At 73.5% G+C, this 23,400-nt stretch carries 23 protein-coding genes and 1 pseudogene; 12 read left to right on the top strand and 12 right to left on the bottom strand.

Annotation, left to right across the window (positions count from 1 at the left end):
• The first annotated feature begins 443 nt into the window (after window positions 1-443).
• On the top strand, window positions 444-1,931 hold the full coding sequence (locus ABZX30_RS04515) for an SDR family NAD(P)-dependent oxidoreductase (protein ID WP_355928683.1): 1,488 nt from the start codon (window positions 444-446) through the stop codon (window positions 1,929-1,931).
• Between the two features lie 43 nt (window positions 1,932-1,974).
• On the opposite strand, the gene ABZX30_RS04510 is transcribed toward ABZX30_RS04515, so the two are convergent.
• Window positions 1,975-2,382 (bottom strand): hypothetical protein, encoded by a 408-nt coding sequence (locus tag ABZX30_RS04510; RefSeq protein WP_355928681.1) that lies wholly within the window; start codon window positions 2,380-2,382, stop codon window positions 1,975-1,977.
• A 482-nt stretch (window positions 2,383-2,864) separates the two neighbouring features.
• On the opposite strand from ABZX30_RS04510, the gene ABZX30_RS04505 reads away from it, so the two are divergent.
• Entirely contained in the window at window positions 2,865-3,038 is a 174-nt protein-coding gene (locus ABZX30_RS04505; protein WP_355928679.1) for a hypothetical protein, read from the top strand.
• Between the two features lie 124 nt (window positions 3,039-3,162).
• Window positions 3,163-3,314: pseudogene (locus ABZX30_RS04500) on the top strand (two-component sensor histidine kinase); the annotation flags it as partial.
• A gap of 91 nt (window positions 3,315-3,405) precedes the next feature.
• On the opposite strand, the gene ABZX30_RS04495 reads toward ABZX30_RS04500, so the two are convergent.
• Together ABZX30_RS04495 and ABZX30_RS04490 are read right to left on the bottom strand one after the other, a co-directional pair.
• On the bottom strand, window positions 3,406-3,990 hold the full coding sequence (locus tag ABZX30_RS04495; protein ID WP_355928676.1) for a hypothetical protein: 585 nt from the start codon (window positions 3,988-3,990) through the stop codon (window positions 3,406-3,408).
• A 272-nt stretch (window positions 3,991-4,262) separates the two neighbouring features.
• Window positions 4,263-4,964, bottom strand: coding sequence for an FCD domain-containing protein (locus ABZX30_RS04490; protein WP_355928674.1), 702 nt, complete (start codon window positions 4,962-4,964; stop codon window positions 4,263-4,265).
• Window positions 4,965-5,255: 291 nt separating this feature from the next.
• Here ABZX30_RS04490 and ABZX30_RS04485 point away from each other — a divergent pair, with 291 nt between their 5' ends.
• Both ABZX30_RS04485 and ABZX30_RS04480 read left to right on the top strand, forming a co-directional pair.
• The gene (locus ABZX30_RS04485; RefSeq protein WP_355928672.1) at window positions 5,256-6,020 is read left to right on the top strand and encodes an SDR family oxidoreductase; all 765 of its coding nucleotides are present in this window, start codon (window positions 5,256-5,258) and stop codon (window positions 6,018-6,020) included.
• Window positions 6,017-6,523 carry an aldo/keto reductase gene (locus ABZX30_RS04480; RefSeq protein ID WP_355928671.1) on the top strand — a complete coding sequence of 169 codons (507 nt, stop codon included), beginning with the start codon at window positions 6,017-6,019 and terminating at the stop codon, window positions 6,521-6,523. Before ABZX30_RS04485 ends, ABZX30_RS04480 begins: the two co-directional genes overlap by 4 nt.
• 115 nt (window positions 6,524-6,638) lie before the next feature.
• Here ABZX30_RS04480 and ABZX30_RS04475 read toward each other — a convergent pair whose 3' ends face one another.
• Window positions 6,639-8,060, bottom strand: a complete 1,422-nt coding sequence (locus ABZX30_RS04475) for a lipase maturation factor family protein (RefSeq protein ID WP_355928668.1) — start codon at window positions 8,058-8,060, stop codon at window positions 6,639-6,641.
• A gap of 150 nt (window positions 8,061-8,210) precedes the next feature.
• Between ABZX30_RS04475 and ABZX30_RS04470 the strand changes: the two genes are divergently transcribed.
• Window positions 8,211-10,286: a SpoIIE family protein phosphatase gene (locus ABZX30_RS04470; RefSeq protein ID WP_355928666.1), complete on the top strand. Its 2,076-nt coding sequence runs from the start codon at window positions 8,211-8,213 to the stop codon at window positions 10,284-10,286.
• A gap of 327 nt (window positions 10,287-10,613) precedes the next feature.
• Entirely contained in the window at window positions 10,614-11,477 is an 864-nt protein-coding gene (locus ABZX30_RS04465; RefSeq protein ID WP_355928663.1) for a DNA-formamidopyrimidine glycosylase family protein, read from the top strand.
• Between the two features lie 39 nt (window positions 11,478-11,516).
• Here ABZX30_RS04465 and ABZX30_RS04460 read toward each other — a convergent pair whose 3' ends face one another.
• The 3 genes from ABZX30_RS04460 to ABZX30_RS04450 all read right to left on the bottom strand — a co-directional run bounded on the left by ABZX30_RS04460 (window position 11,517) and on the right by ABZX30_RS04450 (window position 13,549).
• Complete coding sequence (locus ABZX30_RS04460) at window positions 11,517-12,182, bottom strand: zf-HC2 domain-containing protein (protein WP_355928662.1); 666 nt, start codon at window positions 12,180-12,182, stop codon at window positions 11,517-11,519.
• 162 nt (window positions 12,183-12,344) lie between these two features.
• Window positions 12,345-12,860 (bottom strand): hypothetical protein, encoded by a 516-nt coding sequence (locus ABZX30_RS04455; protein ID WP_355928659.1) that lies wholly within the window; start codon window positions 12,858-12,860, stop codon window positions 12,345-12,347.
• Window positions 12,861-13,000: 140 nt separating this feature from the next.
• Window positions 13,001-13,549 carry a sigma-70 family RNA polymerase sigma factor gene (locus ABZX30_RS04450; RefSeq protein ID WP_355928657.1) on the bottom strand — a complete coding sequence of 183 codons (549 nt, stop codon included), beginning with the start codon at window positions 13,547-13,549 and terminating at the stop codon, window positions 13,001-13,003.
• A 211-nt stretch (window positions 13,550-13,760) separates the two neighbouring features.
• Here ABZX30_RS04450 and ABZX30_RS04445 point away from each other — a divergent pair, with 211 nt between their 5' ends.
• Complete coding sequence (locus ABZX30_RS04445) at window positions 13,761-14,933, top strand: CapA family protein (RefSeq protein ID WP_355928655.1); 1,173 nt, start codon at window positions 13,761-13,763, stop codon at window positions 14,931-14,933.
• Window positions 14,934-15,022: 89 nt separating this feature from the next.
• Here ABZX30_RS04445 and ABZX30_RS04440 read toward each other — a convergent pair whose 3' ends face one another.
• Window positions 15,023-15,991: a LysR family transcriptional regulator gene (locus ABZX30_RS04440; protein WP_355928653.1), complete on the bottom strand. Its 969-nt coding sequence runs from the start codon at window positions 15,989-15,991 to the stop codon at window positions 15,023-15,025.
• Window positions 15,992-16,093: 102 nt separating this feature from the next.
• Between ABZX30_RS04440 and ABZX30_RS04435 the strand changes: the two genes are divergently transcribed.
• Window positions 16,094-17,347, top strand: coding sequence for an MFS transporter (locus ABZX30_RS04435; RefSeq protein WP_355928651.1), 1,254 nt, complete (start codon window positions 16,094-16,096; stop codon window positions 17,345-17,347).
• Here ABZX30_RS04435 and ABZX30_RS04430 read toward each other — a convergent pair.
• Complete coding sequence (locus tag ABZX30_RS04430; protein ID WP_355928649.1) at window positions 17,283-17,744, bottom strand: universal stress protein; 462 nt, start codon at window positions 17,742-17,744, stop codon at window positions 17,283-17,285. The two genes, ABZX30_RS04435 and ABZX30_RS04430, sit on opposite strands and share 65 nt — an antisense overlap.
• Window positions 17,745-17,883: 139 nt before the next feature.
• Between ABZX30_RS04430 and ABZX30_RS04425 the strand changes: the two genes are divergently transcribed.
• Window positions 17,884-18,726: a polysaccharide deacetylase family protein gene (locus tag ABZX30_RS04425; RefSeq protein ID WP_355928646.1), complete on the top strand. Its 843-nt coding sequence runs from the start codon at window positions 17,884-17,886 to the stop codon at window positions 18,724-18,726.
• A gap of 20 nt (window positions 18,727-18,746) precedes the next feature.
• Here ABZX30_RS04425 and ABZX30_RS04420 read toward each other — a convergent pair whose 3' ends face one another.
• Entirely contained in the window at window positions 18,747-19,418 is a 672-nt protein-coding gene (locus ABZX30_RS04420) for a class F sortase (protein ID WP_355928643.1), read from the bottom strand.
• Between the two features lie 333 nt (window positions 19,419-19,751).
• Here ABZX30_RS04420 and ABZX30_RS04415 point away from each other — a divergent pair, with 333 nt between their 5' ends.
• Window positions 19,752-20,543 (top strand): hypothetical protein, encoded by a 792-nt coding sequence (locus ABZX30_RS04415; protein WP_355928641.1) that lies wholly within the window; start codon window positions 19,752-19,754, stop codon window positions 20,541-20,543.
• Window positions 20,544-20,631: 88 nt separating this feature from the next.
• Here ABZX30_RS04415 and ABZX30_RS04410 read toward each other — a convergent pair whose 3' ends face one another.
• Together ABZX30_RS04410 and ABZX30_RS04405 are read right to left on the bottom strand one after the other, a co-directional pair.
• A complete protein-coding gene (locus ABZX30_RS04410; protein ID WP_355928638.1) occupies window positions 20,632-21,396 on the bottom strand; it encodes a DUF4239 domain-containing protein in 765 nt (254 codons plus the stop codon).
• Between the two features lie 24 nt (window positions 21,397-21,420).
• Window positions 21,421-22,077 carry a hypothetical protein gene (locus ABZX30_RS04405; RefSeq protein WP_355928636.1) on the bottom strand — a complete coding sequence of 219 codons (657 nt, stop codon included), beginning with the start codon at window positions 22,075-22,077 and terminating at the stop codon, window positions 21,421-21,423.
• 297 nt (window positions 22,078-22,374) lie between these two features.
• On the opposite strand from ABZX30_RS04405, the gene ABZX30_RS04400 reads away from it, so the two are divergent.
• Window positions 22,375-23,361, top strand: coding sequence for an SCO0930 family lipoprotein (locus ABZX30_RS04400; protein ID WP_355928634.1), 987 nt, complete (start codon window positions 22,375-22,377; stop codon window positions 23,359-23,361).
• Window positions 23,362-23,400: the final 39 nt, after the last annotated feature.

Below are 23,400 nucleotides of genomic sequence, written 5' to 3'. Positions count from 1 at the left end.
GTGGGGCGTCCTACCCTGACGAGTGATGGCACAGGCGTGGAAGTGTGCGGGGCTGCGGTGGGCGGCGGGCCGGTCACGGCTGGGCCGGGGGCGGCCGGCCGGGGACGCGTGCGCCCGCTCGCCGGGAGCCGGTGTGGGCCCCGGCCCATCAGGTCCAGGTCCGGCCCCATGGCCGCCCCGGACGCCCACGGGACGGACGCCCCACCGCGCCCACGCGCTGTGGGCAGCCGCTCGCCGGAGGCCGACGCGTGCCGGGCCGGCACGGGCTCTCGCCGGGGCCGGCGCGTGCCGGGCTCACGCGAGGGGGCGGCTCGCCCCGGCACGAGCCGCGGCACCCGAGCGGAGCGGTTTGGCGGTGCGGGCCCGCGCTGCCGTAAAATCCCCCGTTCGACAGCGGGCGCGAGTCGGAGCGCTGCGCGGGTGACCAGGGAAACGGCAGCGCGATGACGGTGACAGAGGACGGCTCGGCGTCCGTGGGCATGGACATGGACGAGGTGGTCCACGGACCCGGGATCGACCCCGAGCGGCTCGCCGTGTGCCTCAGCGTACTGGAGGAACTCGACAAGCTCGACGTCGACCACCCCGACGCCGTCAAGGTGCGCCGGGCGACCTCGCACATCTACCGCACGGTCAAGCAGCGCCGCCGCCAGGAGCGCCGGGCCGCCAAGACCGCCCACGACAAGGCGGTCACGGAGGCCACCGCGACCGGCTCCGCCGAGCGCATCGACGACGAGACCGAGGGCATCCTGCCGTCGTCGCGAACGGACGAGGGGCAGATCGCCGGGATACTCCGGCGCCCGCGTTCCTGTTACGTCTGCAAGAAGCGGTACGTCGAGGTCGACTACTTCTACCACCAGCTCTGCCCGGACTGTGCCACCGAGAACCGGGCCCGCCGCGACGCCCGCACCGACCTCACCGGCAAGCGGGCGCTGCTCACCGGCGGCCGCGCCAAGATCGGCATGTACATCGCGCTGCGGCTGCTGCGCGACGGCGCCCACACCACGATCACCACGCGGTTCCCGAACGACGCGATCCGCCGTTTCAAGGCGCAGCCCGACAGCGCCGAGTGGATCCACCGCCTGAAGATCGTCGGCATCGACCTGCGCGACCCGGCCCAGGTCGTCGCGCTCGCCGACTCCGTGGCCGCCGAGGGCCCGCTCGACATCCTGATCAACAACGCCGCGCAGACCGTGCGGCGCTCCCCGCAGGCCTACAGCGAGCTGGTCACCGCCGAGTCCGCCCCGCTGCCCGCGGGCGAGCTGCCCGCCGCCGAGGTGATCGGCACCTTCGGCTCCGGCGCGGTCGCCGCGCTGCCGGTCGCCGGCGGCGGGGCCCTGACCGCCCAGGACGTGACCGACCTGGCGCTGGTCTCGGGCTCGGCCTCCCTGGAGCGGATCGCGGCGGGCACGGCGATCGACGCGGGCGGGCTCGTGCCCGACCTGCACGACACCAACAGCTGGATCCAGACGGTGGACGAGGTCACCCCCGTCGAGCTGCTCGAGGTCCAGCTGTGCAACTCGACGGCCCCGTTCATCCTGATCAGCCGCCTGCGCCCGGCGATGGCGGCCTCCCCGGCCCGGCGCACGTACATCGTGAACGTCTCCGCCATGGAGGGTGTCTTCGCCCGGGGTTACAAGGGCGCCGGGCACCCGCACACCAACATGGCCAAGGCGGCCCTGAACATGCTCACGCGCACCAGCGCCCAGGAGATGTTCGACAGCGACCGCATCCTGATGACGGCGGTGGACACCGGCTGGATCACCGACGAACGCCCGCATCCCGACAAGGTCCGCCTCGCCGAGGCGGGTTTCCACGCCCCCCTCGACCTGGTCGACGGTGCCGCCCGCGTCTACGACCCGATCGTGCGCGGTGAGGAGGGCGAGGACCTGTACGGGGTCTTCCTGAAGGACTACGCGCCGGGCAAGTGGTGAGCCGGCGCCCGGACCCGGTGCTTGGCGCCGTGCCCGCGGACCGTCAGTCGACGGCCCCCAGGCGGGAGTTGCGCGCCGCCACCAGCTCCAGGACCGTGCGCCAGTCCTCCAGGACCCCGGCGTCGCAAGCGGTCACCGCACCCTCCTCGGCGGCCTGACGCAGACGCAGCAGATCGTCGTCGCCCAGGGGACCGCCATCGCCGGGCTGCCCGCGCACGAGCCGGCCGACCCGCTCCCCGAGCAGTGGGCGCACCGCGCGGGCGGCGGCGTCCGCCTGCCCCGCCCGGTCACCGGGCGCGAGCAGCGGTCCGAGGCCCGAGACCAGCCCGGCCACCTGGAGTTCCTTGTCGGCGGGCCGGGCGCGGCGCAGCAGCGCGGCGGTGCGCAGCGCGGGGCCGTACCGGCTGGCGTACAGCAGTTCCATCAGCTCCTCGACGCTGCGCGGCTCCATGCGTCAGTCCTCCCGCGAGACAGCCGTTGCCGCCCGCCAGCAGATCATGGCCGGCTTTCGACTCGGCCAACGGCACTTGAACTGCGCCAGGTCGGGGCACGGAAGTGAAACGGTTATCGAAAATAGGTTCGTTCGCGTAGGCCGATCGGGTGGGAACGAAAAGTATTCAACAGGGTAATAGTGCGCATGACCGACTGATTGGCGGCTGATTGACGCGCGAAAGTTACACCTTGTTTGCACTCCCTATCGAGCGGACCTTTGCTCATTTGGTTAATCTGGAGCAGGCGGACAGCACGACGGGGTCCCACCCACACCCATGGTCCGTCCCGGGGCGAGCCGGTGCACACCGGCTGCTCTCGTACGAGTTACCGGCGCCACCGCGTCCGAACTGGCTTTCTATCCAGACCCGAGCGGGCGTCAGGCGGCGGATCGCAGACTGACCGGTACGCCCCGAGGGTGACCCGACACATAAGGAGTGCGCGGTGACACCGGAGAAGACGAATCGCGATCAACGCCCCAAGGAACGCACGGAGCGCGCGGGCCGCCGGCCCGCGGAGCTCGGCAGCCTCGACGTGTGGGCCCGGTCCGCCCCGATCCGCCTCGCGGGCTACGAGGACGACCTCGCCGAACCGCACATCCTGCCGAGCGTGGACTGACCCTCCGCGGGGTCGGACCCGTCGCGATCGCCGAAGGCATGGGTGTGCGGGACGCACGCCCATGCCGACAGGGGGATCAGGGGGGAGCGGGGGGAATCAGGGGGAAGCCGTGGCCGCATACCCGCCGGTGCCGGTCGAGGTGGACGGCAAGGAGATGAGCCGCGTCCCCGGCGGCCTGCTGGTGAACGCGGTCCCCCGCAGGGCGTGGTGCTCTTCGTGACCGACGGCTGCGGCGGCATCCCTGAGCAGGACCCGCCCCGTGTCCTCGACACCGGCCGGCCGCTTCGGGGTGACGCTCCCGGCAGTCGGAGCGTGACGGTGTCCGCCAGTGGTCCCACACCGGGTCAGGCCGGCGGACGACCGCGCCTCAGCCGGTCAGACCCCCGCGGCGGGTGTCGGCTCGTGCCCACTCGTCGTCCCACTGCCGCAGCCGCCGCCGTTCCAGGCCCGCCCGGGCCAGCTGCGCCGCGCCGAAGACGGCGGCGGCCGTGCCGGTGGCGACCAGAGTGCCCGTCCACGCCGCCCGGAACCCGGCCTCGCCGGGTGACAGGGGCTTCGCGGTGACCCGTCCCCGCTGGTCCGTCCACACCGTGACCGAGGTGCCCGACGCCGTACCGGGACGCACCTTCGTCCGGCCCGTGTGCACCGCGCCGTCCGGCGTCGTCCAGCGGACGGTGACCCAGACCCGGCTGTCGCTGCCGGTCCGCCCCGGGGCGACGCCGGGCGCCCGTTCCACGACGACCGCCGCGACGGGGCGGCGCTCGTCCTGCTGCCGGTCGAGTCCCCGGGCCACGGCGTTCGCCGCCACCAGTCCGGCGAGCACGCTGCCGACCAGGGCGGCCAGCCATGCCGCCAGCACGATCCAGGCCTCGACGACGTAGCTGGGGCGCCTCAGCGGGTTGCGGCGCCACCGCCACGCCCACGGGCTGTTCCGGGTCCTGGTCCTGGTCATGGCCACATCCCCTCGCGCGCGCCGACCGTCCGGCCCCTTCCTCCCAGTGTCCGCCCGCCGACGGCCCCGGGCATCCGGGCGCCGCCGCGCCCCCGCCGCCGGCCAGGTCGTCGCCGCGCCGCGCTCCGCGAGGGGTGCCGGATCGGTCTCCCCGAGCGTCGGGTGACGGCCTGTGCTGCGCTGCCACGAGGCCCACGGCGGGCGCGTCCGGGCGGACCCTGATCTGCGGCCGTTCGTGACCCTGCGGCCGCGCCGGGACCGGGCGGACCTGGCTACTTTGCGAGCTGTGCCCGCAGCCACTCCTCCACCTCGCCGACGTGCGCGGCCGCGGCGGCCCTCGCGGCCTCCGGGTCGCGGGCGGCCAGGGCGCGGTGGATGGCGGCGTGCTCGCGGCGGGTGCGGGCGAAGGCGCCCTCCTCCTGGTAACCGCGCCAGACGCGGGCGCGGAAGGTGCGGGAGGACAGGCCGTCCAGGATGGCCGCCATCGTCTCGTTGCCGGCGGCGGCCGCGATCTCGCGGTGGAAGGCCAGGTCGTGGGCGAGGACCTCCTCCGGGTCGTCGGTGGCGTTCATCGACGCCAGGTGCCGCTCGACCTCGGCCAGCCGGTCCGGCGTGATGCGGGCCGCCGCCAGGGCGGTCGCCGTGGACTCCAGGACCCGGCGCACCTCCAGCAGCTCCACCAGACGCGGGCCCCGGGACAGGTCGGCGACCACCCCGAAGGTCTCCAGCAGGTCGCCGGCCTGGAGCTGGGTGACGTAGATCCCGGAGCCGTGCCGGGCCTCCAGGACGCCCAGTACCGTCAGCGCGCGGATCGCCTCGCGCATCGAGCTGCGGGAGATGCCGAGCCGGGCCGCGAGATCGCGCTCGGTGGGCAGGCGCTGGCCCGGCTCCAGGCGGCCCTCGCCGATCATCGTCTTGATCTGTTCGATGGCGCGTTGCGTCACCGTGCCCTTCTGCGGGGCCGTCACGTCCACGCCGTTCCTCCACTCAGCCGGTTCACCCGGTGAGACGAAGTCTAACCACCGAGGTGGTCGGACCACTATGATCCGGAACCGGGAAAATCTGCCGACGGAGGCTGTTCCTCCGGGGAAGTGGTCTGATAAGTATGCGGAGCGTCTACTCCAAGCCGCTCGACGAGGAGCCGTCCTGACGGAAAGGCCTGCTGTGTCCCCGACCCCTGCCCGCGTCACCGCGGTCGACACCTACGACATCCGCTTCCCCGTCCCGCGCGAGAGGGACCACGAGACGCGGAAGGCGAAGGCGGCATGAGCGACTTCGAGGGCCTGAAGGCCCTGGTGACCGGCGGCGCCTCCGGCATCGGCCGGGCCACCGCCGAACTCCTCGCCGAGCGCGGCGCCCGGGTGGCGGTGCTCGACCTCGACACCACGTCCGTCGGCGAACCGCTGCTCGCCTTCCGCGCCGACGTCAGCGACGACGCCTCCGTACGCGCCGCCGTGGCCCGGGCGGCCGAGGACCTCGGCGGACACGGCGTCATCGACGTCCTGGTCAACAACGCGGGCATCGGCGCCCTGGGCACCGTCGAGGACAACGACGACGAGGAGTGGCACCGGGTCCTCGACGTCAACGTCCTCGGCATGGTCCGCGTCACCCGCGCCGCCCTCCCGCACCTGCGCCGCTCCCGGCACGCGGCGATCGTCAACACCTGCTCCATCGCGGCCACCGCCGGCCTGCCGCAACGCGCCCTGTACAGCGCGACCAAGGGCGCCGTGTACGCGCTCACCCTCGCGATGGCCGCCGACCACGTCCGCGAGGGCATCCGGGTCAACTGCGTCAACCCCGGCACGGCGGACACCCCGTGGGTCGGCCGCCTGCTCGACTCCGCTCCCGATCCGGCCGCCGAACGCGCCGCCCTGGAGGCCCGCCAGCCCACCGGACGTCTGGTCTCGGCCGCCGAGGTCGCGGGCGCCATCGCCTACCTGGCGAGCCCCCTGTCCGGCGCCACCACCGGCACCGCCCTCGCCGTCGACGGCGGGCTCCAGGGCCTGCGCCCGAGGACGGTGGGCCGATGAGGACGCTCGGCCGCAGCGGCGTACCCGTCAGCCCGCTGGGCTTCGGCGCCGCCGGGATCGGCAACCTGTACACCGCCCTCGGCGACGAGCAGGCGTACGACACGGTGCGCACGGCCTGGCAGCACGGCACCCGCTACTTCGACACCGCCCCGCACTACGGCCTCGGCCTGTCGGTCGTCGTCGGCGGCGCCTTCAACTCCGGTCTGCTGGCGGACCCCCGGCCAGGCGCGAGGTACGACTACGCGCAGGCACCGGCCGCGTTGCTGGAGCGCGCCCGGCGACTGCGGTCCGTCGCGGACCGGCACGGCATCACTTTGCGGGCCGCCGCGCTCGCCTTCTGCGCCGCGCACCCGGCCGTCGCGAGCGTCCTGGTGGGGGCCCGCTCGGCGGACGAGGCGCGGGACTGCGCGGAACAGTTCGAGTCCCCGGTTCCGGCCGCCTTCTGGCAGGAACTGCGGGACACCGGCCTGCTGCGGATGCCCGTACCCGGCGAACCGTCATGAGGGCCGCCGCGCACACCGCCGCCCGTGCCCGGCCGCGTCGCGGAGCACGGGGGAGGGACCGGTCCGGCGGGCGTGGACGGCGGACCGCGGTCCTCGGCGCCACCGCCACCCGGCTCTACGACCGCTGAGCCACCCCCGCCAGCCGCGTCGGCGGCAGGTACGCGCGTACATAGGTCCGCTGCCAGCACGCGCCCGTCTCCCGCAGTTCCCGCCAGGTGGTGTAGCGGTAGCGGAAGAGGCGGGCGCGGACGTGGCGCGGCGGCTCGTCGGGCGGGAAGGGGGAGCGGCGCAGCAGCCTGAGGGTGTCGCGGTCGTTCTCCAGCAGGCGCTCCACCAGGGCGCCGAACCACGCCCCCGCGTACCCGGGGGACAGCGCGGCGAACCACATCAGCCAGTCGAGGCGCAGGTGGTAGGGCGCGAACTGGCGCGGCCAGCGCCGGGGGTCGCCCGGTTTGCCCTTGAACTCGTACTCCCGCCAGTCTGAGTCCTCGCGCGGTACGGCGTCCGGCGTGCCCTCCACCACCACCTCGTACCGGATCCGGCTGACGCTGCCGAACGCGCCGTAGGTGTTCACCAGGTGCAGCGGGTCGAAGGAGCGGTTCATCACCTGACGGCGGGAGACCATGTTGACCACCGGGCGGTGGCTCAGGAACACCAGCAGCGCGGCGACGGCGAGGACCACGCCCTCGTACCACAGGGGCGCCGCCGGCACGGGCGGAGGATGCGCGGGAAACCGGACCACCGGCAGGGCCACCACGATGGTGATCCAGTTCAGCCACGCGAAGTTGCCGGACAGCACCAGCCACAGCTGGGTGACGATCATCAGGGCGGCGGCGGCCGTCGCCACGGGCTGCGGGGCGAACAGCAGCACCGGCACCACCAGTTGGGTGACGTGGTTGGCGGCCACCTCCACCCGGTGCAGGGGCCGGGGCAGGTGGTGGAAGAACCAGCTCAGCGGGCCCGGCATCGGCTGGGTCTCGTGGTGGTGGTCCAGACAGGTCAGCTTCCGCCAGCAGGCGTCCCCGCGCATCTTGATCAGACCGGCGCCGAACTCCACCCGGAACAGCACCCAGCGCAGCAGGAAGAGCACCACGACCGGCGGGGCGACCTCGTCGTTGCCGAGCAGGATGGCCAGGAAACCGACCTCCAGCAGCAGCGACTCCCAGCCGAACGCGTACCAGGTCTGGCCCACGTTGACGATCGACAGGTACAGCGCCCACGGGACCAGCCACAGCAGCATGCCGCCCCACAGCGGCAGCAGGGAGTCCAGGCCGGCGAGCAGTGCCCCCGAGACGGCACAGCCCGTCCAGGCGCAGCCCCCGAAGAGGCGGTCCGAGTAGCGCAGCTGGAACAGGCTGGGGGCGCGCCGGAACGGCACCCGCTCGACGAACCGGGGGATCGGCAGCATGCCGCGCTCGCCCAGCAGGGCCCGGAACTGCAGGGCCGTACCGAGGAACGCGACGAGATACACGGCGGCCAGGGACCGCTGGAAGACCAGCCGGCCGAGCCAGTAGTCGGGTGCGGTGAACCAGTCCACGCCGTGCGCTCCTCCCTCCCCCGTGACAGCCTCCCCGTGGCACCGGAGGCGGTCGTCACTCCGTGTACCGCGCGTCTGCGGTTGCGTAACCTGTCCCCGATCGAGCCGCCGCCACTCGAAGAATCCGCCGAATCCTGGCATGGTGGCCCCATGGCTGATCGGGGCCTGAGCGCCCTGTCCCTCCCGGACGACCGGACCGTCCAGCCGGACCCGATCCTGGCGCTCAACCGCATGGGCACGTTCGACTGGGACCTGGACACCGGTCTGCTCCACATGGACGCCCAGGCGCACGAGGTCTTCGACCTCCTCCCGGAGGAGTACGACGGCCGTCCGGAGAGCCTGGCCGCCCGGGTGCCCCCGCCGGAGGCCGGCCGGCTGGACGCCGTGGTGGCCCAGGCCATCAAGGACGGCAGCGAGAACTACGGCACCTACTTCCGTCTACGCTGCCGCGACGGCAGCCGGCGCTGGACGCACACCCAGGGCTACATCCGGCGCGACGAGACCGGCCGTCCGCGCCGGGTCATCGGCATCGTCCGCGACGCCACCGAGGAGCTGGCGGAGAGCGAGGCCCGCAGCCTGCGCGCCGCCCAGGACGCGGCGGCGCGCCGGCAGAGCGGCGTCGTGCAGGTGATCACCGCGGCCCTCTCGCACGCCCGCAGCGTGCAGGACGTCATCGACGTCCTGAAGGACACCCACGGCGTCCGCCACCTCGGCGCGACCAGCCTGGTCGTGGGCCTGGTGGAGGCCGGCCGGATCCGGATGGTCGCCGAGGGGCCCGAGGCCGGCATCGTGCCCGGCACCAGCGTCACCCGGGTCGACGAGCCCTACCCCATGAGCGAGGTCGTACGGACCCTCGTCCCGCGCTTCATCGAGTCCCCGGAGGAGTTCGCCGAGGACTACCCGATCCTGTGGCAGCACATCACCGACCTGGAGATCACCTCTGCCGCCTACCTGCCCCTGATCGCCCAGGCCCGCCCGATCGGCGCGGTGGGCCTGCTCTACGGCGACCGGCGCGGCTTCTCCGACGAGGAGCGCACCATGCTGGTCGCGCTCGGCAGCCACATCGCCCAGAGCATGCAGCGGGCCATGCTGTACGAGGAGGAGAAGGACCTCGCCCAGCGCCTGCAGCAGGCGATGCTGCCCCGCACAATTCCCAGCGTGGCCGGGGCGGACGTGGCGGTCCGCTACCGCTCGGCCTCGCTCGGCCGGGACATCGGCGGCGACTGGTACGACCTCATCCCGCTGCCCGGCAGCCGGGTCGGCGCGGTCATCGGCGACGTGCAGGGCCACGACACGCACGCGGCGGCCGTCATGGGCCAGCTGCGCATCGTGCTGCGCGCGTACGCCGCCGAGGGACACACCCCGGCCACCGTGATGGCCCGCGCCTCCGTCTTCCTGCGGGAACTCGACACCGATCGCTTCGCCACCTGCCTGTACGCGGAGGCCGACCTCGCCACCGGCGTGGTGCAGGTGGTCCGGGCCGGCCACATCGACCCGCTGATCCGGCACGCCGACGGGTCCTGCCACCGGGTGTCCGTCGAGGGCGGCCTGCCGCTGGGCCTGTCCGCCGAGTTCGGCCGGCTGGAGTACCCGGTCTGCACCGTCGAACTCGACCCCGGTCACACGCTGCTGCTGTGCACCGACGGGCTCGTCGAACAGCCGGGGGCCGACCTCGACGACGGCCTGCGGACCCTGGCCGCGCTGATGGAGGCGGGCCCGGACGAGGTGTGCGAGCTCGCCGACCGGCTCATCGACGTGGCCGAGGAACGCGGCGGCGAGGACGACGTGGCCCTGCTCCTGCTGCGCCGCCGCGGCCGGGAAACCTCGCGCCCCGGCGGCCGGCTCCAGCAGCACGTGGCCCCCGGCGACCCCGAGGCGCTCAGCCTCGCCCGGCACATGATCCGCGCCGCGGTCCGCGCCTGGGGCGTCGGCGGCCGCGCCGACGACATCGAACTGGCCGCCGACGAGCTGATCACCAACGTCCTGATGCACACCGAGGGCGCCGCGATCGTCACTCTGCGGGTCCTCGGCGGCACCGACGGCCGGCTGCGCGTCGAGGTCGCAGACTCCTCCAGCGCGTTGCCCCGCCGCCGGAACGCGGGCGATTCCGGAGTCTCCGGCCGCGGCCTGCTGCTGGTCGACCTGCTCGCCGACGCGTGGGGCGTGGAGGCGCGGGGCGGCGGCAAGTGCGTGTGGTGCGAGTTCGCGGTCCCGGAGCAGGCCTGACGGCGCGGCGGCCCGCGCGTGCGCGGAGACCGCCGACGGCTCCGCCGGCCGGCCGCGGCAGGTGTGCGCGGTGCGGCCTCGTGGGGCCGGAAGGGGTCTGACCGGCGGGGGTCCGGGGTGGGTGCCTGGGTTTCGGGGATGTTGCCGGTGGTGGTGTGGGCCGTGGGCTTGCCGGTGTGTGGGCTGCGGGGGCAGGTGGGTGTGGTGCCGGAGGGGGTCTGGCGGCGGGGGGCCGGGGAGGCGCCCTGGGGTTCGCGGACGCGGCCCGCGGTGAACCGGTGCCGGGTCCTGCCTGACCACGGGGGTTCCGGATGGCACTCTGGACGTATGCCGGAACTGCCCGAGGTCGAGGCGTTGAAGGACTTCCTGGCCGAGCACCTGGTCGGCCACGAGGTGGTGCGGGTGCTGCCCGTGGCGGTCAGCGTCCTGAAGACGTACGACCCTCCGCCCAGCGCTCTCGAGGGCCGCGAGGTCACCGCCGTGCGGCGGCACGGCAAGTTCCTCGACATCGCCACGGACGGCGGCCCCCGTCTGGTGACCCACCTGGCCCGTGCGGGCTGGCTGCAGTGGAAGGACCGGCTGCCGGACGGGCCGCCCCGCCCGGGCAAGGGCCCCCTCGCCCTGCGCGTGGCCCTGGAGACCGGCGCGGGCTTCGACCTCACCGAGGCCGGCACGCAAAAGCGCCTCGCGGTGTACGTGGTGCACGATCCGCGGGAGGTCCCGGGCATCGCCCGCCTCGGCCCGGACCCGCTCGCCGACGACTTCGACGCCGACCGGCTCGCCGCCCTGCTCGAGGGCGAGCGGCGGCAGGTGAAGGGTGCCCTGCGCGACCAGGGCCTCATCGCCGGCGTGGGCAACGCCTACAGCGACGAGATCCTGCATGCGGCGCGCATGTCCCCCTTCAAGCTGGCCGCCTCCCTCACCCCGGACGAGGTGCGCACCCTCCACGCGGCCCTGCGCACCACCCTCACCGAGGCGGTCGAACGCTCCCGCGGGCTGGCCGCCGGCCGGCTGAAGGCGGAGAAGAAGGGCGGCCTGAGGGTGCACGGCCGCACCGGCGAGCCCTGCCCGGTCTGCGGCGACACCATCCGCGAGGTCTCCTTCAGCGACTCCTCGCTCCAGTACTGCCCCACCTGCCAGACGGGCGGCAAGCCACTCGCGGACCGCAGGATGTCACGGCTGCTGAAGTAGGCGGGAGCGCGGCCGGGCCGGCGGGAGGGGCGTCCGGCCCTAGGGTGCGTCGAGCGTCACCACGTGCTGCCCGTCCGCCGTGCGCACGTCGTACCGGTCGATCTCGGCGGGGTGCATCGTGGAACCGCCCTCGATGGTGCTCATGCGGGTGCCGTCACCGGGCGCGGTCCAGTTGGTCACGACCTGCTCCGAGCCGTCGTGGCCGACGGCGACGAGCCGGCAGGAGCGGGTCTGGGAGCCGTCCTTGATCTCCAGCCGGATCCGGCTGCCCGAGTCCAGGTTCTCGCTGGTCACCCGGGCCCATACGCCCGACTGCGGGTCGGTCGCCGCCATGACCTGGGTCCCGCTGCCGCCGGAGCCGCCGGCGTGGCCCGCGTACACGGCGACCGCCGGTCCGGCCACGGCGAAGACCACCGAGGCGGCCAGGCCGTACAGGAGGCGCCGCCGGACGGCCCGGCGCCGGGTGGCCACCGCGGCCAGCAGGCCGTCCAGCATCCGGGGCCCGGGCTGCGCCATGGGGTGCACGAAACGCGGCGTCGCCCGCCGATAGAGCAGCAACTGCCGGGCCGTGGGCCCGAACTCGGTCACGTGTGCCGCGCACTGGGGGCACTCCATGAGGTGGTCCTCGAAGCGGAAAGCCTCCGCCTCGTCGAGCACGCCGAGCGCGTAGGCGCCGACGTCGCGATGCCGTTCCAGGGACCTCATGCTCGAATCCTCATGCCGTGGGTGCGGGTGGGGGGTTACTCCTTGCTCCCACCCGTACGCACCGGACAGAGGAATCACTCAAGGCGCGTACCGAATCGTAACCAACGGATTCGTAACGGCCGGGCCCGCGGATTGGTCCGTCTTCGGAAAAGATCCGCGGCGTCAGAAGAGATGGATGGCGAGGTGCCCGAGCGGCAGCCCGAGCCGCCAGGCGGGCGTCCACACCTTCGGTCCGTCGTCCTCGCCGACCACCCCTCCGCCGCCCGGCACCGCGTCCAGGTCGGGCGCGAGCAGTTCGGTCTCCTCCAGCCACCGCCAGGCCTCCGCGGCCAGCGCCAGGTCCGGCGACGGGGTGTCCGCCTCGGCGGTCTCGGCGGCGAGCTGCGCCATGCGCTCGCCCACCCAGTCCTGCCACGGCTGGTCGTACGCCGTCAGCGACAGCCAGGTCTCCAGCTGGGAGACCACCCGGATGCCGGAGAGCTCGCCGTCGGTGTCGGACAGGAAGACGGTCAGCGCCAGCGCGTCCCGGCCGGCCCGGAACTCGAAGGACGTCGGCGGCATCAGGTCGCCGGTGCGCAGCAGTTCGTCGGCGATGTACTCGGCGTACAGCCAAGCCATGGGGACGGTCAGTTCACCGCCGCCGGCGCCCTCCGTGCTCTCTTGGCCTGTGTGCAGCATCCCTTCCTGCCTTCCTCCGGTACGTGCGGTACGTGCGCGCGTCGCCCGAACCCACCGTCCGGAACACGGATGAAGACAGCTGATTGCTCAACCGGGGTCCTCAGCAAGGCGCTTTGCCAAGGCTTTGCCCAATGGAGGTTTCACCGCAGGTCGGCCGCGTAGCCGGGCAGCACCCGGCGCAGGGCGCGCAGCGCGTAGTACGCGCGGGACTTCACGGTACCGGGCGGAATCCCGAGGGCTTCCGCGGCCTCCGCAACACTCGCCCCTTGGAAATACACGAGCACCAGGACTTCACGGTGCTCCGGAGTGAGTGTCTTCACAGCCTCGCGCACGTCGAGCATCGCGGCGGCCCGCTCGGCGTGGTCGCCGATCACCCGGGCGTTCTCCAGCACCGCGTCCCCGACCTCGGGCGGCCGGGCCTGCCGGGCCCGGCGGGCGTCGATGGCCAGCCGTCGGCCCACGGTCAGCAGCCAGGGCCGTACGGAGTCGAAGTCGTCGGCGCGCAGCGCCTCGGGATGCTGCCAGGCGCGTACGAGGGTCTCCTGCACGAGGTCCTCGGCGCGCTGCCGGTCCCCGTCGCACAGCCTCAGCAGCAGCGCGAAGAGGGGGCGGCCGTGCTCGCGCTGGAGCGCGGCGAGCTCGTGCTCGGCGGTCGTCGTCCCGGTGGGCAGGGTGGTTCCGGCCGTCATGGCCGTATGGCACCGCAGGGCGCGGGCCCAGGACAGGGGGTGCACAGGGATCTGCGACGGACGGTCGATCGCGTCGACGAACGGTTCGACGAACGGTCGCCCCGCGGCCGCCGTGACACCGGACGGGTCAATGAGGGTGCCGGAGCCGTTTGCGACGCCATCCAGTTTCGTACTTATTTGTAAGTAAATGCGATAACCGTGGGGTGAGCTGATGATCGCACTCAGACGACAGGTGGCCCTGGCCCTGACCGCCCTCCTCGCGGGAGGCGCCGCCTGTCAGGCCCAGATCTGGCACGAGCGCGAACGGCCGGGCCCGGCGGCCCGCCCGGCCAGGCCGGCGCCGCCCGCCGCCCGACCCGGCTTCACCCTGGTCGCCGGCGGCGCCGTCCTGCCGCGGTCCGCCGCCGTCGACCGGGCCGGCTTCGACGCCCGCGGCAAGGGCCACGACTTCCGCCCGATGCTGGCCGGTGCCCAAGGCGCCGTCGACACGGCCGATCTGGCCCTGTGTCATCTGGAGACCGTCCAGGCCGCGAAGCCCGGCACCGGCGGACACCCCGCCTTCGAAGCCCCGCCGGAGCTGGCCGAGGCTCTCGTCGCCACCGGATACGACAGCTGCTCCACCGCCTCCGGCCACGCCCCCGACGGCGGCCCCGCCGCCATCCGGCGCACCCTGGACGCCATGGACCGGGCGGGCCTGCGGCATGCCGGGACCGCGCGCACCCAGGCCGAGGCGCGCACCCCCACGATCCTGCACGCGGGCCCGGCGACGGTCGCGCACCTCGCGTACGCGGAACCCACCGAGGGCACCCGGTTGCCCCCGGGACAGCCCTGGGCCGTCAGCCTGGCCGACGAGGGCCGCGTCCTCGCCGACGCCCGCGCCGCCCGGCAGGCCGGTGCCGACGTGGTCGTCGTCTCCCTGCACTGGGGCACCGAGGGGCAGGTCACCCCCGACCGGCGGCAGCTCGCCCTCGCCCAGCGGCTCACCGCCGCGCGCACGGGCGGCCGCCCCGACGTCGACCTCGTCCTCGGCACCGGCGCCCACGTCCCCCAGCCCTACGAGAAGGTCAACGGCACCTGGGTGGTCTACGGCATGGGCGACCAGATCACCGGCGCCCCCTCGGACGACCGCAGTGTCCGCAACGGGCGCGGCAACGGGTCGACCCTCGGCCGCTTCACCTTCAGCCCGCCGGCCCGGCCCGGCGGCCGCTGGGAGGTGACCCGCGCGGAGTTCCTCCCGCAGATGTACGACATGGACGCCGGCCGGGTGGTCGACCTCGACCAGGCGATCGCCGGCGGCGCCGACCTGACCGGCGTGCGCGACGCGATCCGGGACACGGTGCTCGGCCGCGGCGCGGCCAAGGACGGGCTGACGATGGCCCGGTGACACCGTGCGCCGTTTTGGCCCGCGCGGAGCCTGGCCCTGCGCCTCACCTCTTCGCCCACCGTAACGGCCGGTGGCGGGATCAGGACCGCTCAGCCGGGCGCCGGAGTGAACCCCCCGTGCACGGACGCGCCGGGCTCCGCCCAGGCCGGCGTCCAGGTCCGGCCGCGCGGGCGGCCGGGCCGCCGGGCGGCGAGATGGGCGCGCAGCGCGGCCAGCCCGGGGTGCGGATGGGCGGCGGCCCACACCAGGGAGTGCGGATAGACGGGAGCCGGGTCGCGCAGGGGGATGCGTCTGAGGTCGTGCTCGGCGGGCCGGGTCAGGCGGGTCCGCTCGCCGACGAGGGTGGCCGGCGCGGCGGAGCCGGCGATGGCGTCGAGCACCGCGCCGGTGAAGTTGGGGCCCGCGGAGTCGATGGTGAGGCCGAACTCGGCGGCGAGGGACGCGTAGTAGGCGGCCCACTCGGTGCCGTCCACGATCCCCGGCATCCAGATCCGGTGCCCGGCCAGCTCACCGGGCCTGACCGAGCTGAGGCCGGCCAGGGCGTGCCCGGGGCCGGTGAGCAGCTGGATCGGCTCGTCGTACACCCGGGCGGCCTCGACACCCCTGGGCAGCGGCCTGCCGGGCATGGCGACGGCGCGGAAGGACGCGTCGATCGCGCCGGAGCGCAGGGCGACGAGCGCCGAGTCCACGTCGAAGAGCGTGACGACGTCGAGGCCGATGTCCGGGTGCGCCTCGTGGAAACCGCGCAGCAGCTCCGCGGGGGCGAGCCGCGCGCCGATCACATCGACCCGCAGGGCGCGCCGCCCCGGCCGCACGGAGGCGGCGGCCCGCTCCTCGGCCAGCAGCAGCTCGCGGGCGTGCGGCAGGAAGGCCTGGCCGTCGACGGTCAGGGCGGCGCCCCGGGCGGCCCGGGTGAACAGCCGCACGCCCAGTTCCCTCTCCAGCGCGGCGATCCGCTTGGAGACGGCCTGCTGGGTGACCGCGAGTACCGCCGCCGCCTCCTGGAACTGCCCCGAGTCGGCCACGGTGACGAAGGTGCGCACGGCTTTGAGGTCCACGCCGTCACCGTACAACCCATGGTTGTGGCGGCGGTCCACGAGTTGTTTGCCCCGGCGGTCACCCGCACGTTTTCATGTCCCGGGTCCAACGGGAGGTGACACATGGGACGGCGGTTCGGGTGGCTGTGGGCCGCGTACGCGGTCAGCGCGCTCGGCACCTGGCTCGCCTTCGACGCGTTCTCGGTGATCGCGGTCCTCGTGCTGCACGCCGGCGCGGCCGAGGTGGCGCTGCTCGCGGCGAGCGGGCCCGCCGTGGGCGCCGTGCTGGCGGTGCCGCTCGGGCCGTGGGTGGAGTTCCGGCGCAAGCGGCCGGTGATGGCGGGGATGGACCTGGTGCGCTGCGCCGCGCTGCTCAGCATCCCCGCCGCCTACGCGTTCGGCGGCCTCGGCCTGGGTCAGCTCCTGGTGGTCTCCGTCGTCGTCGCGGCCGCGGACATCACATTCAACGCGGCCTCCGGGGCGTTCGTGAAGGGTCTCGTGCCGGCCGACCGGCTGCTCACCGCGAACGCCCGGTTCGAGTCCACGAACTGGACCGCCCTGGTCCTCGGACCACCCCTCGGCGGTGCCGCGATCGGTCTGTTCGGCCCGGTCGCCACGGTCGTGGCGAACGCGGTCAGCTTTCTGCTGTCGGCCCTGGGCATCCGGGCCGTCGGCGGCGGCGAACCCCGCCCCGAGCGCACCGGCGCCGCCCGGCTGCGGGCCGCCGACCTGCTCGACGGCTGGCGGCACATCCTCACCAGCCCGGTCCTGCGGCCGCTGTTCTTCAACAACCTGGCGGCCAACGCCCTGATCATGGTCGCCGCGCCGCCGCTGGCCGTCCTCATGCTCGGCCCGTTGGGCTTCGCCCCCTGGCAGTACGGCCTCGCCTTCGCCGTGCCCTGCCTCGGCGGCCTCCTCGGCTCCTGGCTGGCCCGGCCGCTCGTCGCCCGCCACGGGCAGCGCCGGGTGCTGCGCGCCGCGGGCACCCTGCGCGCCGTCTGGCCCCTCGGGCTGGCCTTCGTCGGGCCCGGGCTGCCCGGACTGCTGCTGGTGATGGTCCTGGAGTTCGGGGTGATCACCTGTTCGGGCCTCTACAGCCCGGTGTACGCCACCCGCCGTCTGGAGTGCACCCCGAACGACCGGGTCGCCCGCACCCTGACCGCCTGGTCGGTCACCGGCAAGGCCACCACCGCCGCCCTGACGGCACTGTGGGGCCTGCTGGCCGCCCTCACCGGCCCGCGCACCGCCATCGCCCTCGCCGGCGTCCTGCTCCTGGCGACCCCGGCGCTGCTGTGGCGAGAACCCCGGGAGGCTACGGAACGACTGTCACCGGCCACCGTCCCGCCTTCACCAGGCGGATCGCCACCGAGCCGATGATGCGGTGGCCGGCCTGTTCCGAGGCCCCCACGACCACGGCGTCGGCCTTGAGGTCGTCCGCCGCCTTCACCAGCCCGCTGAACGGGTCGCCGCGGAAGGTGTGGAACTCCCAGCGGACGTCGTAGACGCCCTTGAGGCGCTCGGCCGCCTCCCGGATCTGCGCGGCCAGGTCCTCGGCGATCTCGTCCGTCGTCTCCGCCACCGGCACCCCGAGCGCCGCGCCCGCCGCCATCACCGGCTGCACGTAAACGACCGCGAGCAGGGCGCGCTGCCGCCGCGCGAGACCGGCCGCGTAGGCGGCGGCCCGGAGCGAAGAATCGGAGCCGTCCACGCCGACGACGATGACCTTCGGTCCGTCCGTGCCCCGTTCGAACTGGTGGGAGTGCCGTTCCGTCACGCTGGTGAGGCTATCGGATCATCCCTGCGGCCCCGGGTCCCGCGTTCGGCCGGATACGGCTGGGCCGGGTGAGTGCTTTCGTGCCGCCGCACCGGTGTCGTCGTGGTGCGCCGACGGTGTCCGGGCGACTGATGAAGTCATGACGAAGGACCAGTTGCTCACGCGCCGCCAGGCTCTCCTGGCCGGTGTCGCCGCCGTGGGGGCCGCGGGAACGGCCGGACTGTTCATCGCGGGGACGGGCGGGGAGGAGCCGGTACGGGCCGGTGCCGGACCCGCCGCCGGCCCGCAGGCGCGCGCCGCGTTCAGACGGTCCGCCTACCGCCTGCAGCCGCTGGCCGGAGACGCGCCGCCGCGCCCGGGGCCCCAACGGCTGGCGGTGCGCAGCGAGCCCATCATGGAGTTCCCCGTACGCAGCCGGTCCATGGTGCTGACCTTCGACGACGGACCGGACCCCCGCTACACCCCGCGCATCCTGGACATCCTGGCGAAGTACGACGTCCGCGCGATGTTCTTCGTCTGCGGCGAGATGGCCGTCGACAACAAGGAGCTGCTGGCGCGGATGGCCGACGACGGGCACATCGTGGGCAACCACACCTGGACCCACCCGCTGCTCACCCAGCTGGGGCGGGCCGATATCCGTGACGAGATGGAACGCACCAGCGACGTCATCGAGGACGCCTACGGCGAGCGTCCCCAGTGGTTCCGCGCCCCCTACGGCGCCTGGAACCGCGCGGCCTTCCAGCTCGAGGCCGAGATGGGCATGGAGCCGCTCGCCTGGACGGTCGACAGCCTCGACTGGACGACGCCCGGCACCGGCACCGTCGTCGACCGGATCGAGAGCGGTGCCGGCCCCGGTGTCGTGGTCCTCTCGCACGACGCCGGCGGCGACCGCTCGCAGAGCGTCCAGGCGCTGCGCACCTATCTGCCGTACCTCCTGGACTCCGGCTACCACATCACCGTCCCGCGCCGGCGCCGCCGTTGACCGGACGCGCCCGGGGGTGTTCAGTGGACCTCGGTCAGGCGGGCGAAGACGACGACGTTGCCGTCGTAGCCGTTCTGCTTGGAGAAGCCTCCGCCGCACGTGATGACCCTGAGCTCCGGTGTGCCCTTGGAGGCGTAGACCCGGTCACCGGGGAAGTCCTTCTTCGCGAAGACCTCGACGCCGTAGATCTCGAACACCGCGATCTTCCCGTCCTGGCGGACCACCTCGATCCGGTTGCCCTTCTTCAGGGCGCCGAGCCCGTAGAACACGGCCGGGCCCTGCTGATTGTCGACGTGGCCCACGATGACGGCCGTGCCCTTCTCCCCGGGGGACACCGCACCGGTGAACCAGCCGGCCAGGTTGGGGTTCTCCGGGGGCGGCGCGGCGACCCAGCCGTCCGAGTCCAGACCGACGGGGACGACCGGGGCGTCGACCTGGATCGCGGGGATCCGCACCCGGTCCACCACGGAGAACGCCAGCGGGGCGGGGGAGTCCGCGAAGGCGCCGGCACCGGCGCCGCTGTCCGCGGCCGCCGCCGACGCCGGTTGCGGCGGGCCGGTGTCGAACTCCCCGGAGCCGTTGCGGATCAGCGCCAGGCCGGTCAGCAGAACCAGCGCGATCACGCCCCAGGGGGCGCGCTTCCTCCGCCGCGCCTCCTCTTCGGCCAGTGCGGCCGGGTCGGACGCAGACATTCGCCATCCTCTCTCGACACGGCCGTCACCACGTCCCTCGCGCATGGGAAAACGCTAAGTCCCCCGGAAGCGCCCGGCGACGGGCGGCGGGCGAACGGGTGGCCCGAACGGATGGGGCGTGCGCCATCCGAGTTGCCGTTCCGAGAATTTTTCTGACGGCCTGTGACCTGCGCCATTATCCGATGGTGGGCTTTTCTCGGGGGGTGGCCGCCCACCCGGACGGACCATTCTCGACATGCGGGCGTGTTCCGCGCGCCTCAGGGTCTATGCGGGAGGTGCTTTCTCGCCGATCGTCCGGGGACGGACCCCGGACGACCTCCCGCGGAGGATCACATGCGCAACTCTCGTGCCCTGGCGGCCGCGTGCACAGCGGTCGCCGTCCTCGGGCTCACCGCCCCCGTGGCCGTCGCGGACGGCATGGGCAACGGGGGCGGAACGGGCAACAACAATCTGGGCGGTGTGGGCGGTGTGGGCGGCGTGGCCATCAACCCGTTCGCCGGTCAGGGGCGTGACAATCTCGGCCACCAGGGACGCAACAACCTCCCGGGCGGGGGCAACGTCCCGGGGAACGTCCCGGGCGCCGGCAGCGTGCCGGGTGTCGGCAGTCTCCCGGGCAACGCCGTCATCCCGGGCGTCGGCAACCTGACCGGCACCGGCAACCTCACCGGTGCGGGCAACCTGACCGGCAGCCTCACCGGCGCGGGCAGCCTCACCGGTGCCGGGAACGCCTTCGGCACGCGCAACATCGTCGCCTCGCCGAGCGCGGTCGCCCCCGGCGGACAGCTCACCGTCACGGTGGAGGGGTGCAACGGCGGCAGCATGACCTCGCCCGCCTTCGGCAACGCCGTGCTGACGGCGGTCGGCAACAACGTCTCGAGGGGCATCGCGACGATCAGCAGTGGCACCCGGCCCGGCGCGGACGAGATCAGGGTCAACTGCAACGGCCGTACCCTGACCAATCCGACCGCCTTCACGGTGATCGGCGGCGTGCTGGGCGGAGTCGGCGGCAGCAACTCCTCCGGGGCGACGGCGGCGGACCTGGCCATCGGCAGCACGCTGGTCGCCTCGGCCGTGATCGGCGGAGGCGTGTACGTGCTGCGCCGGCGCCGCACCAAGCGGATCTGACGGGACGCTCCCGGCGCGGACCGGCATCCGGCCGGGCGGGCTGTCGCCCCGGACTCCCGAGGGAGCCGGGGCGACAGCCCGCCCGCTCTCACCCCCCGAGGTGCGGAAAGAGGTTCAGGAACGGCTCCGCCGACGCCGCGATGCCCCGGCTGTAGGGTGCGTCGAAGTCCCAGATCAGGAAGAGCAGGAAGGTGATCAGCGCGGAGAACAGCCCGGCGAGGACCAGTTCGCGCGCCGTGCGCCTGATCTGGAGCGCGAAGACCATGCAGACGGTGACCACGGCACCGGTCAGCAGCCCGAACCAGACCACACCCGGCATCGTCGACCCGGTCGAGTCCGCCCGGGCGTTGCGCGCCTGGTCGGCGGCGGCCACCTGGTCGACGAGCGGCTGGTAGGCCTGGGCCTGGAAGTCGGTCCTCGGCTGGTAGTCCGTGACGTCCTCACGGACGCGCCGCAGCAGTTCGGTGCCGCGGTCGGTGAGGCGGCCATGGTCGGCCATGGCCTTCCACTCGGTGGTGACGACGTGTCCGACATAGGCGTTGACGTCGGCTCGAATGCGGTCACGGACGTCGGGCGGATAGACCCGGACCCGCTCGGAGATCTCGTGCAGCGCCTGGGCCTCCGCCTGCACGTGGTCCTGGGCGGCGCTGCGCGCCTCCCACACCCCGGCGATGGCCAGGCCCAGCACGATGGCGTACACGACGCCGATCCACATCGTCATGTACTCGATGACGTCCGGGGTCTCGCTGGGGTCCTCGTCCTCCGGTGCCCTGCGGTGCCGTACCAGGGTGATGACGACCACCACGACGCATGCGGTCACCATCGCGAGGGCGAGAACAAGCCATTCCGACAACGGGCTCTCCAAGGGTTCGGTGCGTCAGCGCGGGCGCAGCGCGGCGACGGTGACCACCGCGGGCGCGGTGATGAGCAGGACGTAGGTGACGGGGGACGTGCGGCTGTGCGAGGGGTGGTGGGGCGGGCGCGGCTGGTACCGCGGATAGCTCACCGGGGTCGGCGAGGGGTGCGGGGTGGGCTTCGGCGACGGGGCCGGCTCCGGCGGAGGCGGCGCCGCGGTGGGAGACGGCGGCCCGGGCTTCGGCTCGAGGGTCGAAGTGGGCTTCGGCTTCGGCGTGGGTGGCGAGGGCGTAGGGGTGGGCGTGTGCGTCGGGGTGGGCGTGGGGGTGGGCGTGGGGGTGGGCTTGGGTGTGTGCGTGGGGGTGGGCGTGGGGGTGGGCTTGGGTGTGTGCGTCGGGGTGGGCGTGGGGGTGGGCTTGGGTGTAGGAGTCGGGGTGGGCGTGGGTGTGGGTGTCGGCGTCGGGCAGGGCGGGGGAGTGGGCGCCGGACAGGCCGGGGGCGTCGGCCAGGAGTCCCCGGCGACGGCCACCGCCCACATGCCGTCCGAGCCCACCGAGGCGTACGCGCAGGCGTCGGCCGCCGCCGTGCCGATCGGACAGCCCACGAGGCCCCAGGTCAGCGCCGCCAGGGCCAATACCCGGGCGGCGGGGGTGAGTCGGGTCGGTTCGGGTCCATGCACGACGGAGATCATGAGGCGGGCCGGGGCCCCGTACGCCGGAGAACGGGCGGATTGGCCCGAAGAGGGGACAAACGGCCCGGAGTGGTTTGCATGTCGGTCGTGTCGGGCGCACAGGAGGCGCACGGGTGTACGGGGCAAGGCGCGGGAGTGACGCGGGGGCCGCGGACCCCGCCGGCCACAGGTTCCTGAAAGAAATTTGCGCGCCGGTTGAACACTTCCGCCGGTCCCGTGCGTACCCAGTGTCGTGCGGCGGCGCAGCAGGCGCTGCAATATCCAGGCGATTATGGGGAGTTAGCAATGAAGACCTCCTGGCGGAGCGCCTCACTGATGGCGACAGCCGCGTCGGTGCTGGCGCTGACGACGGCGTGCGGTCAGGACAATTCCACGACTCCGTCGTCGGCGGCCCAGAACGTCGGTGCCACGGCCCCGGCCACGTCGGGCGGCGTCGGCGTCGGTACCGGCACGGGTACCGGTACCGGGACGGATACCGGCGCGGGCAACGGCTACGGTGCCGACGGTCAGCAGAGCAGTGCCTCCCCGAGCCCGGCGGAGCCCGCGGGCAAGCTGACCATCGCGAGCAACCCCGACCTCGGCAAAGTCCTGACCGACGGTGCGGGCCTCACCCTCTACCGTTTCGACAAGGACACCGCCAACCCCCCCAAGTCGAACTGCGAGGGTGACTGCGCCACCACCTGGCCGCCGGTCCCCGCGGACGACGCCGAGGCCGGCGCCGGCATCGACAAGGCGCTGCTGGGCGAGGTCACCCGCCCCGACGGCACCAAGCAGCTGACCATCAACGGCTGGCCGGCCTACCGTTACGCCAAGGACGTCAACGCCGGTGACGTCAACGGCCAGGGCGTGGGTGGCAAGTGGTACGCGCTGGCCCCCGACGGCAAGAAGGCGACCCTCTCGTCCCTGCCCGGTCTGTCCGTGCGCAAGGACGCCAAGCTCGGCGACATCATCGTCGACAAGAACGGCATGACGGTCTACCGCTTCATCAAGGACAAGGCGTGGCCCAAGCCCGTCTCGAACTGCACCGGAGCCTGCCTGGAGAAGTGGCCGGCCGTCGCCGAGGTCAACGTGAACGACACCAAGGGCGTCGAGAAGAAGGGCCTGATGGGCTTCGCCCGTACCGACAACGGCCAGAAGCAGATGACGGTCGACTGCTGGCCGATCTACACCTTCTCCGGTGACAAGGCCCCCGGGGACACCAACGGTCAGGGCGTCGGCGGCACCTGGTACGCCGTCTCGCCCGCCGGCAAGCTGGTCGGCGCCACGTCGTAGTAGTCATCACCTCCCCAGGGTTGATCGCACGACGACAGT

This window comes from Streptomyces sp. NPDC004542 (genome assembly GCF_040610035.1).
Lineage (GTDB): Bacteria > Actinomycetota > Actinomycetes > Streptomycetales > Streptomycetaceae > Streptomyces.
The sequence above is the reverse complement of the archived record's forward strand: the minus strand, read 5'-3'. Positions and strand labels throughout refer to the sequence as shown.

Excerpts from the sequence above, each read along its gene's own strand:
- ABZX30_RS04515 (WP_355928683.1), top strand. The coding sequence starts at position 444 with ATGACGGTGACAGAGGACGGCTCGGCGTCCGTGGGCATGGACATGGAC.
- ABZX30_RS04510 (WP_355928681.1), bottom strand. The coding sequence starts at position 2,382 with ATGGAGCCGCGCAGCGTCGAGGAGCTGATGGAACTGCTGTACGCCAGC.
- ABZX30_RS04495 (WP_355928676.1), bottom strand. The coding sequence starts at position 3,990 with ATGACCAGGACCAGGACCCGGAACAGCCCGTGGGCGTGGCGGTGGCGC.
- ABZX30_RS04485 (WP_355928672.1), top strand. The coding sequence starts at position 5,256 with ATGAGCGACTTCGAGGGCCTGAAGGCCCTGGTGACCGGCGGCGCCTCC.
- ABZX30_RS04480 (WP_355928671.1), top strand. The coding sequence starts at position 6,017 with ATGAGGACGCTCGGCCGCAGCGGCGTACCCGTCAGCCCGCTGGGCTTC.
- ABZX30_RS04470 (WP_355928666.1), top strand. The coding sequence starts at position 8,211 with ATGGCTGATCGGGGCCTGAGCGCCCTGTCCCTCCCGGACGACCGGACC.
- ABZX30_RS04465 (WP_355928663.1), top strand. The coding sequence starts at position 10,614 with ATGCCGGAACTGCCCGAGGTCGAGGCGTTGAAGGACTTCCTGGCCGAG.
- ABZX30_RS04460 (WP_355928662.1), bottom strand. The coding sequence starts at position 12,182 with ATGAGGTCCCTGGAACGGCATCGCGACGTCGGCGCCTACGCGCTCGGC.
- ABZX30_RS04455 (WP_355928659.1), bottom strand. The coding sequence starts at position 12,860 with ATGCTGCACACAGGCCAAGAGAGCACGGAGGGCGCCGGCGGCGGTGAA.
- ABZX30_RS04450 (WP_355928657.1), bottom strand. The coding sequence starts at position 13,549 with ATGACGGCCGGAACCACCCTGCCCACCGGGACGACGACCGCCGAGCAC.
- ABZX30_RS04445 (WP_355928655.1), top strand. The coding sequence starts at position 13,761 with ATGATCGCACTCAGACGACAGGTGGCCCTGGCCCTGACCGCCCTCCTC.
- ABZX30_RS04435 (WP_355928651.1), top strand. The coding sequence starts at position 16,094 with ATGGGACGGCGGTTCGGGTGGCTGTGGGCCGCGTACGCGGTCAGCGCG.
- ABZX30_RS04425 (WP_355928646.1), top strand. The coding sequence starts at position 17,884 with ATGACGAAGGACCAGTTGCTCACGCGCCGCCAGGCTCTCCTGGCCGGT.
- ABZX30_RS04420 (WP_355928643.1), bottom strand. The coding sequence starts at position 19,418 with ATGTCTGCGTCCGACCCGGCCGCACTGGCCGAAGAGGAGGCGCGGCGG.
- ABZX30_RS04415 (WP_355928641.1), top strand. The coding sequence starts at position 19,752 with ATGCGCAACTCTCGTGCCCTGGCGGCCGCGTGCACAGCGGTCGCCGTC.
- ABZX30_RS04400 (WP_355928634.1), top strand. The coding sequence starts at position 22,375 with ATGAAGACCTCCTGGCGGAGCGCCTCACTGATGGCGACAGCCGCGTCG.